This window comes from Gordonia sp. SID5947 (assembly GCF_009862785.1).
GTDB lineage: Bacteria > Actinomycetota > Actinomycetes > Mycobacteriales > Mycobacteriaceae > Gordonia.
This window is the reverse complement of sequence record NZ_WWHU01000001.1, coordinates 4,965,045-4,981,634: the sequence shown is the minus strand read 5'-3', so window position 1 is coordinate 4,981,634 and position 16,590 is coordinate 4,965,045. Positions and strand designations below refer to the sequence as shown.

At 67.1% G+C, this 16,590-nt stretch carries 15 protein-coding genes and 2 pseudogenes; 7 read left to right on the top strand and 10 right to left on the bottom strand.

Translation table 11 applies throughout. The features are described from left to right. The first annotated feature begins 59 nt into the window (after window positions 1–59). Window positions 60–392 (top strand): VOC family protein, encoded by a 333-nt coding sequence (locus GTV32_RS22560; protein ID WP_161062213.1) that lies wholly within the window; start codon window positions 60–62, stop codon window positions 390–392. Window positions 393–413: 21 nt separating this feature from the next. Here the strand turns inward: GTV32_RS22560 and GTV32_RS22555 are convergent, their stop codons facing one another. Both GTV32_RS22555 and GTV32_RS22550 read right to left on the bottom strand, forming a co-directional pair. Then, window positions 414–1,199, bottom strand: a complete 786-nt coding sequence (locus tag GTV32_RS22555; protein ID WP_161062212.1) for an AAA family ATPase — start codon at window positions 1,197–1,199, stop codon at window positions 414–416. An 86-nt stretch (window positions 1,200–1,285) separates the two neighbouring features. Next, window positions 1,286–1,693, bottom strand: a complete 408-nt coding sequence (locus GTV32_RS22550) for a hypothetical protein (RefSeq protein ID WP_161062711.1) — start codon at window positions 1,691–1,693, stop codon at window positions 1,286–1,288. A 228-nt stretch (window positions 1,694–1,921) separates the two neighbouring features. Between GTV32_RS22550 and GTV32_RS22545 the strand changes: the two genes are divergently transcribed. Beyond that, window positions 1,922–2,890: a diacylglycerol kinase family protein gene (locus GTV32_RS22545; RefSeq protein ID WP_161062211.1), complete on the top strand. Its 969-nt coding sequence runs from the start codon at window positions 1,922–1,924 to the stop codon at window positions 2,888–2,890. On the opposite strand, the gene GTV32_RS22540 is transcribed toward GTV32_RS22545, so the two are convergent. Then, complete coding sequence (locus tag GTV32_RS22540; RefSeq protein WP_161062210.1) at window positions 2,818–4,011, bottom strand: MFS transporter; 1,194 nt, start codon at window positions 4,009–4,011, stop codon at window positions 2,818–2,820. The genes GTV32_RS22545 and GTV32_RS22540 overlap by 73 nt on opposite strands. A 433-nt stretch (window positions 4,012–4,444) precedes the next feature. On the opposite strand from GTV32_RS22540, the gene GTV32_RS22535 reads away from it, so the two are divergent. After that, the gene (locus GTV32_RS22535) at window positions 4,445–4,699 is read left to right on the top strand and encodes a WhiB family transcriptional regulator (protein WP_161062209.1); all 255 of its coding nucleotides are present in this window, start codon (window positions 4,445–4,447) and stop codon (window positions 4,697–4,699) included. A 178-nt stretch (window positions 4,700–4,877) separates the two neighbouring features. Here GTV32_RS22535 and GTV32_RS22530 read toward each other — a convergent pair whose 3' ends face one another. From GTV32_RS22530 to GTV32_RS22515, 4 genes and pseudogenes are all read right to left on the bottom strand, one after another. Beyond that, on the bottom strand, window positions 4,878–6,383 hold the full coding sequence (locus tag GTV32_RS22530; protein WP_161062208.1) for a PAS domain-containing sensor histidine kinase: 1,506 nt from the start codon (window positions 6,381–6,383) through the stop codon (window positions 4,878–4,880). A gap of 64 nt (window positions 6,384–6,447) precedes the next feature. Then, window positions 6,448–6,663, bottom strand: coding sequence for a biotin/lipoyl-binding carrier protein (locus GTV32_RS22525; RefSeq protein WP_161062207.1), 216 nt, complete (start codon window positions 6,661–6,663; stop codon window positions 6,448–6,450). Between the two features lie 452 nt (window positions 6,664–7,115). After that, a complete protein-coding gene (gene rsrA, locus GTV32_RS22520) occupies window positions 7,116–7,442 on the bottom strand; it encodes a mycothiol system anti-sigma-R factor (RefSeq protein ID WP_161062206.1) in 327 nt (108 codons plus the stop codon). After that, a pseudogene (locus GTV32_RS22515) lies at window positions 7,439–8,175 on the bottom strand (sigma-70 family RNA polymerase sigma factor). Before GTV32_RS22515 ends, rsrA begins: the two are co-directional and overlap by 4 nt. A 344-nt stretch (window positions 8,176–8,519) precedes the next feature. Here GTV32_RS22515 and GTV32_RS22510 point away from each other — a divergent pair. Continuing rightward, window positions 8,520–9,017 carry an aminoacyl-tRNA deacylase gene (locus tag GTV32_RS22510; protein WP_161062205.1) on the top strand — a complete coding sequence of 166 codons (498 nt, stop codon included), beginning with the start codon at window positions 8,520–8,522 and terminating at the stop codon, window positions 9,015–9,017. 46 nt (window positions 9,018–9,063) lie between these two features. Then, window positions 9,064–9,894: an SOS response-associated peptidase gene (locus tag GTV32_RS22505; RefSeq protein ID WP_161062204.1), complete on the top strand. Its 831-nt coding sequence runs from the start codon at window positions 9,064–9,066 to the stop codon at window positions 9,892–9,894. Between the two features lie 16 nt (window positions 9,895–9,910). On the opposite strand, the gene GTV32_RS22500 is transcribed toward GTV32_RS22505, so the two are convergent. After that, entirely contained in the window at window positions 9,911–10,939 is a 1,029-nt protein-coding gene (locus GTV32_RS22500) for a zinc-binding alcohol dehydrogenase family protein (RefSeq protein WP_161062203.1), read from the bottom strand. Window positions 10,940–10,970: 31 nt separating this feature from the next. Further along, window positions 10,971–12,449: an NAD(P)/FAD-dependent oxidoreductase gene (locus GTV32_RS22495; RefSeq protein WP_161062202.1), complete on the bottom strand. Its 1,479-nt coding sequence runs from the start codon at window positions 12,447–12,449 to the stop codon at window positions 10,971–10,973. A 225-nt stretch (window positions 12,450–12,674) separates the two neighbouring features. On the opposite strand from GTV32_RS22495, the gene GTV32_RS22490 reads away from it, so the two are divergent. Both GTV32_RS22490 and GTV32_RS22485 read left to right on the top strand, forming a co-directional pair. Further along, window positions 12,675–13,100, top strand: coding sequence for a globin domain-containing protein (locus GTV32_RS22490; protein ID WP_161062201.1), 426 nt, complete (start codon window positions 12,675–12,677; stop codon window positions 13,098–13,100). Between the two features lie 71 nt (window positions 13,101–13,171). Next, window positions 13,172–14,416: an MFS transporter gene (locus tag GTV32_RS22485; protein WP_202422898.1), complete on the top strand. Its 1,245-nt coding sequence runs from the start codon at window positions 13,172–13,174 to the stop codon at window positions 14,414–14,416. Here GTV32_RS22485 and malQ read toward each other — a convergent pair. After that, window positions 14,413–16,544: pseudogene (malQ, locus tag GTV32_RS22480) on the bottom strand (4-alpha-glucanotransferase). The gene GTV32_RS22485 and the pseudogene malQ sit on opposite strands and share 4 nt — an antisense overlap. Window positions 16,545–16,590 lie beyond the last annotated feature (46 nt).

Here is a 16,590-nt window from a genome sequence, read left to right as displayed (position 1 = left end):
CGAGGACGGCCGCGGCCGCGATCGCCGCGGCGACCCCTCGACGTCGAACGGAGCGCGCCATGACGATCTGCGGAGTGCTGGCCCAATCAACCGTGTCGGAGCTCGCCCGCGCCGAATCCTGGTACACCGCCGTCCTCGGCACCGGTCCGACCGACCGGCCGATGGACGGGCTCGTCGAATGGCAGTTCGGCGAACACTACGGCCTGCAGGTGGAACTCGAACCCGAGCGTGCCGGCCGATCGACGGTGGTCCTGGTCGAGTCGGACCTCGACGGGTTCGGTCGTCACCTCGACGCGGTGGGCATCGATCACCCGGCGATCGTCGACGCCATGACCGTGCGGTACCTGCAGCTCGAGGACCCCGACGGCAATCGGGTGGTCGTCGTCCAATGAAACCGACGGACGCGCCGTGGGTCAGACTGACGTACGGACCGGCTCACCCGCGTCCCAGTACTTCCACAGGTTCTCCGCGAGCTCTCGATATGCGTTCGCGCCCTTGTTCTTTCGCCCTCGCATAACCGAGGTCCCGGACGCCGAGGCCTCCGCGAACCGGACCGTACGGGGAATCGGCGGCGCCAGCACCTCGAGGTCATAACGATCCGAGACGTCGGACAGTACGTCGCGGCTGTGCGTGGTCCGCGCGTCGAACAATGTCGCCACAGCGCCGAGCATCGTCAGACCCGGATTGGTGATCTGCTGAACCTCGTGGACGGTGCGGAGCAATTGCCCGACGCCGCGATGGGCCAGCATCTCGCACTGCAGCGGCACCACGACCTCGTCCGCGGCGGTCAACCCGTTGAGGGTCAGCACGCCCAACGACGGCGGGCAGTCGATGAGGACCACGTCGTAATCCTCGGCGACCTCGGCGAGCGCTCGTTTGAGCGCGTACTCGCGCCCGGGACGCATCAGCAGCAGCGCCTCGGCACCGGCGAGGTCGATCGTGGCAGGCAACAACGTCACGTTGTCGTCGGTGTCGAGGAGCACGTCGGCGATCTCCTCCTCACCGAGGAGGACGTCGTGCACCGACGCCTCGAGCTGGTCGGGATCATGCCCCAGCGAAAAGGTAAGACAGCCTTGGGGATCGAGATCGACCACGAGAACTGACACGTCGAGGTCGGCGAGTGCCGCACCGAGCGACGCAACAGTCGTGGTCTTGGCAACCCCACCCTTTTGGTTCGCGATGGCGAGCATACGGGTCATGGCCACAACTGTACGGCCGATCAGCTCGCTCGTCGGGGTTAACGTCGGTCGGGCCGAAGAATCACGATCGGCGACCCGGCCAGAGTTCAGCGCTTGCGAGGGCGGCGACCGCCGGCCTCCGGCCCCTCTGGTTCGTACTCCCCCACCAGCCACCGCGTCGATGCCGGGCTGAAGATGAGGACCAGCACCGCCAGTGCCGCGATGGCCAGCGGGATGCCGAACCACGGCTGATGACTGTCGGTGAGCAGTGCGTAGGCGACCGGTAGCAGCAGGATCTGAGCGACGACCGCGATCGCGCGGCCCCAGCGCCGCCCGGTCAGCAGGGCGATCCCCCCGACCAGCACGCCCGCACCGATGATCCCGAACCACGCAGCCGTTCCGTAGCCGCTGATCGCGGCTTCCCGGTGGCCGCCTGCCTCGCGAATCGCGAGGACCACGGCGACGATGACCGCGATCGCACCTTCCAATGCGGTGACCGCTCCGGCCACCCGGATGGTCGACGGCGCCTGCCCCGGATCGGCCTGTTGTTCCGGCTCCCGATGCTGGTCGTCACCTGCATCGGCGTTGCCGCCCCGCTTCGTGCTCACGCGTCCAGCCTATGGGTGAGTCGTCGTGCGGCGCCGCTCACCCCCGCGAGACGACGCCTCGCGAAGGCGCGTGGCATCCGCACCGACGACGGGCGGATGTACGTCACACCTGCACACCCCATATCGTGGGGTCTCGTGCGTGTCATGCTCATCGTCAACCCGTTCGCCACGGCCACCAGTCCGGCCGGCCGCGATGCGCTCGCGCACACCCTCAGTTCGCGGTTCACCCTCGACGTCGAACACACCACGCACCGCGGCCATGCGGGCGAACTGGCACAACGCGCGGTCGCCGAAGGAGTCGACGTCGTCATCGTGCACGGCGGCGACGGATCGGTGAACGAGGCCGTCAACGGAATCCTGGGGTCCCCCGGGGCCACCGATCCCACCCGCCGACTCCCGAAAGTCGGCGTCATCCCCGGCGGCAGCGCGAATGTCTTCGCCCGTACGCTGGGCATCCGCTCGGACCCGCTCGCGGCCACCGCGCAGATCATCGACCTCCTCGAGGCCGGCCGGTGCCGACGGATCGGTCTGGGCCACACACAGGACCGCTGGTTCCTGTTCAACACGGGTATGGGCATGGACGCCGTGGTGGTCCATGCCATGGAGGACAAGCGCCACGCCGGCAAGGCTGCGACTCCGTCCCGGTACCTGTGGACGACCATCGCTTCCTTTGTGCGCCACGCTGCCAGCCGAGCGGCGTTCACGGTCGAGATCCCCGACCACGAACCGATCACCGGTGTCCGATACGGGTTCGTGAGCAACACCAGTCCGTGGACCTTTCTCGGCGACTACGAGATCCGAACGAATCCGACGACCGGATTCGACACCCGCCTCGGTCTGTTCGCGGCCACGTCGACGTCGGTGGCGCGGAATCTTCCCCTCGCGGCACGGCTCCTGACACACCGGAACCCGAAGGCCCGGCACCTGCACCGCGACGACGACCTGGCGTGGGTGCGATTCCGGGCAGACGAGCCGATCGACGTCCAGATGGACGGTGACTACATCGGCGCCCACCGCTCCATCGACTTCGGTTATCGGCCGGAGGCCCTCGCCGTGGTCGCACCCGACGACGAGACCATCAACACCAAGGCCATCACGGCGTAGGGAACAGCGGCGACGGCGAACGACGTCGTGGGTGCCAACCACGTCGATCCCACCGCCCAGGCTCCGAAGGCGCCGATCGCGACCATCTCCTCACCCACTCCGACCACCGAGGTGATCGTGGCACGGGCACCCGACGGGAGGCGGCGCTGCATGATCGCGTCCGCCATCACCAGCGACCAGCTGAAGACACCGAATGCGAAGGCCACCAAGATGATTCCCGCTGGATGGCCGGAAATGGCACCGAGGCCCAGGGCTGCGGCGCCGGCGAGGAGCCAGGGAACCAGACGCCGGGGCCGGAGGTCGGTGACGTCGGTGCGTGAAGCCGCATGGCCGCCGGCGATGTCGCCCACCGCCACCACCACCATGAGCATCGACACCCCTGTCGCGGCCGAACCCCACCACGCCGTGCCCGACCACATGGTGTCCGCCAGCAGCGGCAGATATTCGTCGAGCGCGGAAACCCAGGTCAACGCAATCGCCAGGACGACGACGCGACGCAGCAGACGGTCCCCGCGCAGGTGTGCGAACGCTTCGGCGACCACGCCACGCCACCCCGCCGCGTCGCTGTCGGGCCGAGTCCCACCGTCGCGATCCCGGTGAGCGGCGTCCTCGCGGTTCCCCACGCGCCGCGGGGGCGCATCCTCGGGCAGCATCGCCGACGCCGCGGCACAGAACAGGCACGCGATGACGCTGGCCGCTCCCGCTGCCGGGTAGCCACCCCAGGCGGTCAGCGGGATCGCCGTGGCGGTCCCGACGAGGACACCGGTTGCCCCCATCGCCCGGACGCGACCGGCGAGAGCTGCGTACTGCATCGCCTGCCCCCGTGCGGCGAGGGTGTCATAGAGCAACGCCTGCAGGGCGCCGGAGCGCAGCGCGGTCCCCACGGCCCACAGCACGAATCCGGCCGCGAACGACCCATAGGACGGCCACCAGGTCCACAACGCGAATCCCGCCCCGCTGCACACCGGCCCGGTCACCACCAGCAGTCGGCGCGGTATGCGATCGGCCAGAATCCCGGCCGGGATCTCGAACAGGAAAGAACAAGCCGACCACAGGATGAACAGAGATGAAATCGCCGCCGCCGACAAACCTGCTCCCGGTACTGTGGGGTCGGCGAACATCACCGCATAGAGCGGGTAGAGCGGGATGGCATCCTCGGCCAGGGCGGCAACAGAGGCGGCCGCCCTCAGTCGATGTGATGAAGATCAACATCGTCGTCGTGGCATGGCTCACAGAGTACTGCGGTTGACGCCAACACCACCAGTGATCCGTGACGACGACCTGGGAAATCAGGCGAATTTCGCGTGAAGAGCGGGTAGACTAATACATCGGTGCACATCGAGTGCAAGCACCCCCAGGAAATCGGGGTGGTCACCACAGTGATATTGCACACGTGTTAACGGAACACCATTGACTTCGCCTGGATTCGTGAAAGTATTCACAAGCAACAGTGCGGAAACATTCGGTGGGTCCGCGTGAACTAGCGGTTACAGCCACAACACACCAGACATGGGAGTTGTCGAGTGGTGCGTAAAAGCACCTGAAGGAGAAGGAATGGACTGGCGTCACAACGCAATCTGTCGCGACGAAGATCCGGAACTGTTCTTCCCAGTGGGAACCAGTGGCCCGGCCATCGCGCAGATCGCTGATGCGAAGCTCGTCTGCGCCCGGTGCCCCGTCACGGCCGAATGCCTTTCGTGGGCCCTGGAATCCGGCCAGGACGCAGGCGTCTGGGGAGGCATGAGCGAAGATGAACGGCGCGCACTCAAGCGGCGCACCGCGCGTACCCGGACGCGCAGCAGCGTCTGAGAGCATGACCCGAGCCGCGTGAGCGGCCATGAAAGAGACCCGGCCTCGGCCGGGTCTTTTTCGTGGAAGCCTGGGCTGAGATGTTGCACGAGTGGCCATTCGATGACCGCGACGCCGTAACACCAACCGGTACGACGTGATTCGGTTCGCGAGTACTGTGATCTCTTGCCACACATGGCTACCGGAGCGGGATGACGATACTCACCTCGGTGCCCCGACCCGTCGGGTTGGAGCCCATCGTGAGCGTGCCGCCCAGTTCGATCGACACCAGCGTCTGCACGATCTGCAATCCGAGTCGGTCCGAGGTTGCCACCTCGAATCCTTCTGGCAGCCCGGAACCGTTGTCACGCACCGAGATCCGCAATTCGCGGACGTCCCGGTCGGCAACCACCTCGATCTCGCTGTCAGACGTGGAACCCGTGAAGCCATGCTCGATGGCGTTCTGGATCAACTCGGTCAACACCATCACCAAGGGCATCGCGAGTTCCGCGGCCAACACACCGAGTCGGTCACGGTGGGTGACCCGGACCGTGGCATCCCCGGACGCCACGTCCACCAGGATGGGAACCAGCCGGTCGACCGCCTCGTCGAGGTCCACCTCTTCATCGACGCTGCCCGAGAGCAGTTCGTGGACGAGTGCGATCGACGCCACCCGACGGACCGCCTCGGTGAGGGCGCCGCGTGCCTCGGGGTTGGTGGTGCGGCGGGCCTGTAGCCGCAAGAGGGCCGAGACCGATTGCAGATTGTTCTTCACCCGATGATGGATCTCGCGGATGGTGGCGTCCTTGCTGATCAGCGCGAGGTCGCGGCGCTTCACCTCCGTGACGTCGCGGATCAGGACGACGGCCCCGGTACTGCCACCACGCGGCCGGAGGGGAACGGCTCGGAGCAATGCGGTCGCGCGCCGCGCATCGGCCTCCATCCGCATCCCGACATCCCGGTACGGTCCGGCCGGCGGTTCGCTGACGCCGACCGCCTCGTCGATCATCACCGCGACGTCCTCGGATTCGAACGGATCGGTCAGCAGGGAAGACGCCACCTCGGAGAGCCGAGCGTGGGTGAGTTCGGTGGTCCATCCCATCCGGTGGAACGCGGACAAGGCGTTGGGACTCGCGTAGACGACCATGCCGTTCTCGTCCACGCGGACGAAGCCGTCGCCCGCGCGCGGTGTGGACAGACCGCGCGGATTGCCCTCCAGATGCGGGAACGAGCCGTCGGCGACCATCTGGCACAGGTCGTTGGCAGAGTCCTGATAGGCGAGCTCGAGCGGCGACGGCAGACGGGGATGCGTGAGATCGATCGCGCGGGTCAGCACCGCGATCGGGCCGTCGGCGTCGGCGAAGCCGACCGGCACCGCCTCCCGCCGGATCGCAACCGAGCCGAGCCACTTCGGGTCCTCGTCCCGCAGCACCCGATCGGCGGCAAACGCACGTTCGAGTTGCCGGTTGACCTCGGGTTCGGCGATGCGCCCCACCTCGTCGCTCGGGAAGACCGTCGACGCGGTGTTGGGCCGGCACTGGGCCACCGTGACGATATCGCCGCTGTCAGTGCGAACCGACATCAAGAAGTCGGCGAACGAGAGATCGGCGAGCAGCTGCCATTCGGCGACCAGACGCTGTAGATGCGCGGCTGCGGCATCCGACAGCGTGGTGTGCTCGGCGAGGAGGTCTGCCAGGGTCGACATGACGTGATCGGTTCAGCGGAGCTGCGGCGTCGGTGGCGCGGGCGACGGTGGCACCGAGCGTTGGCTACTCGTAGACCGCGATGACGTCACCGGCCTGGATCACATCACCGACCTTGACCTTGATGTCCGCGAGAGTGCCGGATTCCTCTGCGAGGACCGGGATCTCCATCTTCATCGACTCGAGCAGGAAGAGCGTGTCGCCGACGTCGACCTGTTGGCCGGCGGTTGCCCGCACCTCCAGCACGCTTGCCACGATCTCTGCGACGACGTCTTCAGCCATGCACATAACCTAGCCCACTTCCGATGCCGCCATGACGGGGTCCGCGCCACCTCTCGGCGAGCTCTCGACGAGCCGTGCGGGGCCTCGGGGGCCGTCGGAACGAGGCGATTGGGATCGCGGACCCCCGACATGGGACAATCGAGGACGCACACAGCACGAAGGAGATCCGTCATGGGTAAGCGCGGACGCAAGAAGCGCGCTCGGAAGAAGAACGCTGCCAACCACGGCAAGCGTCCCAACTCCTGAGTCGAGCACGACTCAGCCGAGTACGAGCACACGTCCGGGCGCCGGCGACGACATCACGTCGACAGCGCCCAGCAGAACATCGAGAGCATCCACGGAGTTCTCGAGAGCAATGACTCTCGAGCACAGTGGATGCTCTCGACGTTTCTGGGGGGGCCGGCGCCGACGTTTCTCGGTGGCGCGAGACCGTTTCTCGGTGACGCGAGACGTCAGTCGACCGAGCCGCCGGTCTCCCGGACGATGACGGTTTTGCGGATCTCGACCCGCAAGCGGTCACGCAACCCCTCGGGCGCGTGATCGCCACCGCATTTGCGGTTGATCAGGGTCTTGAGTTGCTGCTCGATGCCGTAGTGGGCGAAGCACGACGGGCAGCTGTCGAGGTGGCCCTGGAGACGCGAACGGGCGTCCGAGTCGCACTCGTTGTCGAGCAGCAACCACACATCGGCGATCACCGCCGAACAGTCGAGCTGCAGGAATTCCGGATCGATGTCGTCGGAAGCCGACTGCGGCTCCTCAGGACGATACGTGCCGCTCATCGCGCCGCTCCGCTCTCCGAGGTCTGGGCGGACCGGTTGAACCCACGCTCGCGAGCCACGTCGGCGAGCAGTTCGCGCAGTTGACGGCGGCCGCGATGCAAACGCGACATGACGGTGCCGATCGGGGTGTCCATGATCTCGGCGATCTCCTTGTACGGCAGACCCTCCACATCGGCGTAGTACACCGCCATGCGGAAGTCCTCGGGCAATTCCTGCAGGGCCGCCTTGATGTCGTCGTCCGGGAGGGCATCGAGGGCCTCTATCTCGGCCGACCGCAAGCCGGTCGAGGTGTGTTCGGCAGTGGCCGCGAGTTGCCAATCGGTGATCTCGTCGGTCGGATACTGCGCCGGCTGCCGCTGCTTCTTCCGGTAACCGTTGATGTAGGTGTTGGTGAGGATCCGGTACAGCCAGGCCTTCAGGTTGGTGCCCTCGCGGAACGAGGAGAAGGCGGAGAACGCCTTGACATACGTCTCCTGCACGAGATCCTCGGCGTCGGCCGGGTTGCGCGTCATCCGCAGGGCCGCGCCGTACATCTGATCGAGCAGCGGCAACGCGTCGCGTTCGAAGCGCTCGGTGATGGCCGCGGGCGACTCACCAGGATCGGCCCGGCGGGGGCCTGCGACCCGGCACCGGCGGACTTCGACGACGCGTCGGACGCCTTCGCCGGGGTCGACTCCTGCTGGTCGATGTCCTGAGGCGACTGATCTGGTGAATCGGGTTCGACCACTACGATCCCTTCGGTGACGGCATGCGCGGAAAGGACATCCACGGCCGGCGCAGCCCTGCGGCGCGCCGACGCGGTCTTGCCGCTGTCGGTCAAGCTTACCGATGCCGTCGCGGCCGCGAGGCCGCGCGGGTCCACGGCCTCGGAGAACCTGTCGTGAACCGCTGGAGTGGGTGCGAGCAAGCCGGTGGTCATCAGGCTGATCGACCTTCCTTCGGAGTCGTGGGCGTTGTACCGGTCACGGCGACGAAACGGCTCATGGCCTCATCGCCAACCCAGTCAACAGACGAACCTCGACAAATGTTCCACGGTGACCGGTGCCTTCCGGTTCCGACAAGCAAGGAGGCGAGCCGATGGCCGCGACGCCCGCGGTGACCGCACTCGAACGGGCGGGCATTGCCCACACGGTCCACCGGTACCCCCACGATCCACGCAGCGAGTCCTATGGTGACGAAGCCGTCGCCGCGCTCGCGGACACCCTGGGTATCCACGCGGGACAGGTCTTCAAGACCCTTGTCATCGACGTCGGAGGAACACTCGCCGTGGCAATCGTCCCGGTACCGCGTCGCCTGTCACTCAAAGCGGCCGCCGCCGCGCTCTCGGAGGCGACCTCCGGCGGGACGAAGGCACGGATGGCCGACGAGCGGTCGGTGACCCGCTCGACCGGCTATGTCCTCGGTGGTGTGTCGCCGATCGGACAGCGGTCCGCCCTGCCAACCGTCGTGGACCGAACAGCGCTCGACTGGCCCGAGGTCTTCTGTAGCGCCGGGCGACGGGGCCTGGAGGTGTCGCTGGCGCCGGCCGACCTGATCTCTGTCACCCGGGCGGTGGTGGCCGACGTCGCCATCTGAGGCGCTCAGGCAAGAGATCGTCGGACCGCCGTGACAGCATGGACGCATGTGCGGACGTTATGCGGTGACCACCGACCCGGCGAAGCTCGCGGCGGAGATCGACGCCATCAACGAGGTACCGGTGCCGCTCGACCCCGCTTCGGGCTCCGGCGGTGCCGAGGATTCGTCCACGGCCGAGCCGGCTGCCGCCGCGGCGACTGCCGACGCCGAGCCCGACACGGCAGCGCGACGGATTCCCGGACCGAACTACAACGTGGCCCCGACGACCACCGTGATGACCGTGGTCAGACGTCACTCCCCCGATCACCCCGACGACGACCCCGCCCTCCGCATCCGCGCGATGCGCTGGGGCCTGGTGCCGCCCTGGGCAAAGGAGATCGGCAAGGGACCGCTCCTGTTCAACGCGCGCGCGGAGAGCGCGGCGGAGAAGAGTTCGTTCCGCTCATCGGTGAAGTCCAAACGCTGTCTGGTTCCGATGGACGGCTGGTACGAGTGGAAGAAGGGACCGCCCGACGCCAAGGGCAAGCCGACGAAGGTGCCGTTCTTCATGTCCCCGGTCGATGGCACTCGACTGTTCATGGCCGGCCTGTGGTCGGTGTGGCATGCCAAGGATGCGCCGAAAGACGAGGCACCGCTCCTGAGCTGTTCGATCCTCACCACCGACGCGGTCGGTCAGCTCCGCGACGTGCACGATCGGATGCCGCTGATCATGCCGTACGCCCAGTGGGAAGAGTGGCTCGATCCCGATCACACCGCACCGCGGGAACTCTTCTCACCGCCGGCCGAGGCTGTCGCGGATGCCATCGACATCCGCGAGGTCGCGCCGCTGGTCAATCGGGTCGCCAACAACGGACCGGAGCTCCTCGAACCCGTGTGAGCGCACCACCGCATCCTCAGTCGGGCACCAGCACCGCTGCGCCGTCGAATCGCCCCGCCTTGAGGTCGCGCAGCGCATGGTCGGCGTCCGACAGTGGGTACCGGTGGGTGGTGGCGGTGACGCCATGGCGTGCGGCCAGGCGCAGGAATTCGCGGCCGTCGGCGCGGGTGTTCGCCGTCACGGACCGGATCTCCTTCTCGTAGAACAATTCCCGCTGATAGTCGAGGGACGGTACGGCGGAGAGATGGATGCCGGCGATGGCGAGCACCCCGCCCCGATCGAGCGCGCGCATCGCGACCGGCACCAATTCGCCGACCGGCGCGAAGGTGATCGCCGCATCCAGCGGCTCGGGTGGGCTGTCGGTGGCATCACCGGCCGAGGACGCACCGAGCGAGAGCGCGAGTTCACGCGCACGCGAGCCCCGCGTCATGACGTGTACACGTGCACCGAGGGCGATGGCGAGCTGGGCGCACAGATGGGCGCTCGCACCGAAACCGTAGAGGCCGAGTCTCGGCGGCACCGTGACCGCGGGGTCGTCGGTCCCGCAGATCGCGCCGGCCCGTTTCAGCGCCCGATAGCCGATGATCCCCGCACACAGCAGCGGCGCCGCCGCGACGCTGTCGAGATCGTCCGGGATCCGGTAGGCGAACCCCGCAGGCACCGTCGTGTACTCCGCATAACCTCCATCGACGTCCCAGCCGGTGTACGACGAGGCCGGACACAAGTTCTCGGCCCCGCGCAGACAGTACGCACACGTCCCGTCGGTGCTGCGGAGCCACGCCACTCCCACGCGGTCGCCGACCACGAAGCCGTCGGCATCCGCTCCGAGTGCGACGACTTCTCCGACCACTTCGTGACCGGGCGTGATCTGGTCTCGACGGATCGGCAGATCACCTTCGGCGACATGCAGATCGGTGCGGCAGACCCCGCATGCGAGCACGCGGACCACGAGGTCGTCGGCGGTCGGCCGCGGCGTCGGCTTCTCCACGTATCGCAGCGGGTGTCCGTCGATCGGTCCCGGTCGAGTCACCGCCCACGCGCGCATGTTGCCAGAATAGGACGAGATGGGCCGATGATCAGCGGAAACGGTAGGCATCAAGCGGGAAGCGCTCCATCTGCCGCAGGGTGGCGAGGGTCGAGTTGGGTCGCAGGAGCGCCGCCTCGCCGTGCTGGTTGAAGTAGTAACTCCGCGCGGAGGCACAGTCGCCGTTGTAGAACACCGACGACTGCAGATGGTCGGTGACCTCCGCCAGAAACCGGTCGTTCGCCTCGTCGGTGACCTCGAAGGTCGTTCGGCCCTGACGCTGCAACTCACCGAAGAGACGACGCATGTGCTTCATCTGGCCCTCGATGGTCGTGAAGTACGACAAACCGCTGTACGAATACGGGCTGTTGAGCGACAACAGGTTCGGGAACGAGGGCATCGTGATCCCCTCGTAGGCCTGAAAACGGTTCTCGCGCCACCACTTCCCGAGGTCGCGGCCGCCCCTGCCGACGATCTGGAACGCCGGGAAGTTGACGTCCCACAGATCGAAACCGGTCGCGAGCACGAGCGTGTCGACAAGAACCTTCTCGCCGTCGGCCGTGACGATCCCGTCGGGTTCGACCCGCACGATCGACTGCGTCTGCAACGAGACGTTCGACCTGTTGAACGCGCGGAGGTAGGTGTTGGAGAAGGTCGGCCGCTTACAGCCGAAATCGTATGAGGGCGTCAGTGACCGCCGGGTCGCGCGATCGCGCACCTGAGCGCGCAGGTGCGCTTTGGCCACGAGGGCGGCCAGACGATTGCCGGGTTTCGCCTGCTTGAAGTGCAACACACCGAACACCATCAACGCCTCGAGCAAGGAGGTGTTGACAACCCGAGCGACCCGCTGCGTGAACGGCACCATGGCGAACATCTTCTGCACCACATGCGGGATCGCGAAATCCAGCTTGGGCACCACCCAGATCGGCGTCCGCTGGAAGACCGTCAATTCTTCCGCGGCATCGGCGATCTCCGGGACGAGCTGCACAGCGGTCGCCCCGGTGCCGATGATCGCGGCGCGCTCACCGGTGAAATCGTGGTCGTCCTCCCAGGCCGCGGTGTGAATGATCCGGCCACCGAACGAATCGATACCCGGAAAATCCGGCGTGTGCGGCTGCGAGAGAAACCCGGTCGCGGTGACGAGATGACGGCAGGTGCGCACGCCTTCGTCGGTGGTGACCCGCCAGAACTGCTGCGAGTCATCCCATTCCGCCCTGGCGACGAGTGTGCCGAACTCCATGTGCCGCTTGAGGTCATATCTGTCGGCGACATGGTCGGCGTAGCGCTTGAGCTCGGCTCCCGGCGCGAAAAGTCGTGACCAGTACGGATTGGGCTCGAATGAGTACGAATAGGTCACCGATGCGATGTCGACCGACAGACCCGGGTAATGGTTGACATGCCATGTCCCACCGAGGTCGTCTTCCCGCTCGAGGATGGCGATGTCATCGATGCCGAGGCGTTTCAACTCGATCGCCGCGCCCATCCCACCGAACCCCGCACCGACGATCACCACCTCATGGTCTGGCCGCATGTCCCGCTCCCGTGTGACGTCCGAGGTCTGGCGTCCCCAGAATTGCTGTTACGCGAGACACAGTAACCGCCTGCGCGCCGCGTGACCAGACTTCGTCGCCATCCCGCCCGTCACCGCTCCTCACCGCTCGCCGATCGTCCTGTGAGATTTCGGTTACCGCCTCGGCAACCACCTTTGTCGTCTCGGTAATTGCCCGGTAACGCCCGCTCCCCACCATCAATGTGCATGGACAAGACACTTCTCGAGCACAGCCTCTCGCTCGTCGATCTTCCCGACGACGGGCTCACCGTCCGCTTCTACGACATCCTCTTCACCCGATATCCGGAGGTGGAACCGATGTTCAGCCGGGAGACGCGGCAGCAGGCGGCCATGTTGCGTACGGCGATCATCTCCGTCGTCGATCACCTCGACGACACGGCGTGGTTGTCGGCGAACCTCGGCGCGCTGGGACGGCGCCACGCCGGCATGGGCGTGACCGAACCGATGTACGCCGCCGTCGCCGAATGCATGATCGCCGCGATGGCCGAGATCGGAGGTGATCGGTGGACCGTTGAGATGACCGAGGGGTGGAGCGAGGCACTCACCGCTGTCGCATCGTTGATGCTCGCCGGCTATCCGGCCGAGGACCAAACCGCGTCCGGCGCCGCATGACGCTCGCGGCCCCGCGGTGAACACCTGAGCGACGGGGAATAGTGACCGGCGTGCCGATGCTGGACAAGGGTATGCCGCAACAACACCCGAGTCCGGCCGGCGAGGGACCGCCGAACGCCGCGAGCCCGAGGGCATTCGTGTCGGCGGTCGCCGCATTCGCCGTGGTCATGCTCGGCACCACCTTGCCGACACCCCTCTACGCCATCTACTCCGATGAACTCGGCTTCGGGGTGGCCACCACGACCGTCATCTTCGCGATCTACGCGGCGGGCGTGATCGCCGCGCTGATCGTGTTCGGTCGCTGGTCCGACGTGATCGGCCGCCGGCCGCTGTTGCTCGCCGGTGCGGCGTTCTCGGTGGCGAGCGCGGTCGTCTTCATCACCGCGGGCCCGGTCTGGCAGCTGATGATCGGACGTGTCCTGTCCGGACTCTCCGCGGGCATCTACGCCGGCGCCGCGACCGCTGCCGTCATCGAGCTGGCCCCCGATGGATGGCGTCAGCGTGCGCCGGCGATCGCCACCGCCGCGAACATCGGCGGCCTGGGGCTCGGACCGCTGCTGGCAGGTCTGCTCGCCCAGTTCGCGCCCGCACCGCTGCATCTCCCCTTCGCCGTCGACTTGGTTCTCCTCACGCCGGTCCTGGTGGGGATCTGGCTGATCGCCGAGCCGGTCGAGGTCAGATCGGGGGCGCGGCTCTCGGTGCAACGGCTGTCGGTGCCATCGGAGGTTCGTGGCGTGTTCGTCCGCGCCGCGATCGCCGCCTTCGCGGGCTTCGCCGTGATGGGCACATTCACCGGCGTGACGCCGTCGTTCATCTCGCACATCCTCGGTATCGACAGCCATGCGGTCGCCGGCGTCGTCGTGGCGGTGCTCTTCCTGTCGTCGGCGGTCACCCAGATCGTCGGACGTGGCTATCCCACCGAACGTGCGCTGGTCGTCGGCTGCGCGATCCTGGTCGCCGGAACCGTGATCCTGATCGTCGGGCTCCTCGCCGCCTCCCTCACCACACTCGTCGTCGGCGCCGTGGTCTGCGGTGTCGGGCAGGGACTCTCGTTCAGCAAGGGCCTGGCCGCCGTCGTCGCGGCGAGCCCCAGGGACCGCCGTGCGGAGGTGACCTCCACGTATTTCGTGGTCGCCTACGTCGCCATCTCCATCCCCATCGTCGGTGAGGGCATCGCGGCCTCGCACTGGGGATTGCGAACCTCGGGCGTGGTGTTCAACATCGCGGTCGCGGTACTGGCACTCTTGGCGCTCCTGCTCACGGTGGTGGCCGTGCGGCGGTCACCACGCGCCGACGACGCGCCCGCGGCGACCTAACCGGCGCCTACCCCTTCGCCGTTCAGAGCCGCGACGAGACTCGCGAATCGAGCGTTGCCGGCGAGATCCTCCACCAGCACCGCCCGGCCGTCGTCGTCGGCGAGCGGGATGCGCCAGTTCGGATACTGTGCGGCACCGGTGCCCGGCTGATTCTGGATCCGCCGTTCGCCCACCGCGTCGACGAGCGCGACACCGAGCAATGCCGACGGTGTGGCCGCGATGAGGCGATAGAGCGCCTCGACCGTGCGCTGATCCGTCAGCGGGATGCCCTCGGGCAGCAGCCCGCGCGCCCGTGCCATCGCCAGCACGGCGTCACGCTCCCGCTCGTCACGCGCCCGCTCGGCTTGTTCGCCGGTCTCCAAGAGGCCCAGCCGCGAACGCAATTCGATGTGATCGCCTGCCAGATAGCCGACGGTCGGCGGCAGGTCGTGTGTGGTCACCGAGGTCAGGCAGAGCTGTCGATACTGTTCCGGCGGGATCGCACCATCTGGGCCGTGTTCGAACCAGAGAATCGATGTCCCGAGAATCCCACGCTGCGCCAGCGCTTCCTGGACATGGCGCTCGAACACACCGAGATCCTCACCGATCACGACGGCGTCGGCGCGCTCTGCCTCCAGCGCCAGGATGCCGATGAGCGCATCGTGGTCGTAATGGACGTAGGTGCCGTCGGCCGGAGTCTTGCCATCCGGGATCCACCACAGCCGGAAGAGTCCGAGGATGTGATCGACACGCAGACCTCCCGCATGGCGGAGCACGGTCCGGAGCATGTCGCGGTAGGGGACGTAGCCTGCCTCCGCCAGGCGTCGTGGATGCCACGGCGGCTGATCCCATCCCTGGCCCTGCTGGTTGAAACCGTCCGGCGGAGCACCGACCGTGGCACCGCGCGCCAGCACGTCGCCCAGCATCCAAACGTCGGCGCCGTGCCGGGCCACCCCGACCGCGAGGTCGGCGATGATCCCGATGTCCATCCCTGCCGAGCGTGCCGCATGTTGTGCGGTGGACATCTGCTGGTCGCAGATCCACTGGAGCCACGTGAAGTACTCGATCCGGTCCGCCAGACGGCGACGCTGCTCTGCCACGAAGGCCGGGTCGAGCAGCTGGTCCGACCACTTCGGATCGTCGGGCCCGTAGCGCTCGGCCAGCGCGCACCAGGTCGCGAAGCTGCCCAGCCCCTCCCCTCGCGCTTTCGGAAGGCTCGGTACTCCGCTTCCCTGGCCGCGTTCAGTGGCACTCGGTGAAGCTCCTCGAGCATCGCCATCTTGGCCCGGAACGACTTGTTGCGCTTGATCTTCCGAGGATTCAGATTGTCGTCGAAAAAGTTCCGCTCCAGGGCGCGCAGCGTCTTGCGGGTCGTCTTCTCCAGCCCCGACATCTCGGGGACGTCGGTCACCCGGATGTAGAGCGGGTTGACGAACCGGCGGGTCACCGGCAGGTAGGGCGAGGCCTCGACAGGTGCGTGCGGTTGTGCGGCATGCAGTGGATTCACCTGCAAGAAGTCAGCGCCGTAACTGCTCGCGGCGATCTCACAGATCTGGGCCAGGTCGGCGAAGTCGCCGACTCCCCATGATCGAGCAGATCGTGTCGAGTAGAGCTGAACCGCCAGCCCCCACCGTGTGCGTCCGGTCAGCCTGTCGGTGGTGGACAATCGCCGCGGCGTGACGATGAGCGGACGTTCATCGGTGGCCTCGGCGACGGGATCCAGCGCGTGGAGCACGTGATAGCCGGGCGGCAGGTCGCGTGGAACCTCGAATGTCGCACGCCCGACGAGTATCTCGTCGACCTGGCGCGGTTCCGACCAGACATCGAGCTGGGCCGGGTGGACCGTGGCACCGTCTTCGGTGGTGATCCACAGATGCACGGGGTTCCAGTGCGGGACGTGCACGACGAAGGTCGATCCGGAGCCCTCGGTGGACACCGTCACCGGCGGCAGCATCGCGCGCCACGGTTCGTCGTCGAGCGTGGCATGCGCCGCGGAGATCTCCTCGTGCGAACTCGCAGCGATACCCAGCGACCCCAGCACCGCGACGATCGTCTCCGAACTCACGTCGTGAGCGAGCTCGTCCCAGCCGATGTAGCTCGTCGCCACGCCGGCGCGCCGGGCGAGGCCGGCCAGCTGCCCGCGAGCCAGATCGTCGGTCGTCACATCTGAATCGTCTCAGGATTCGGTCACAACC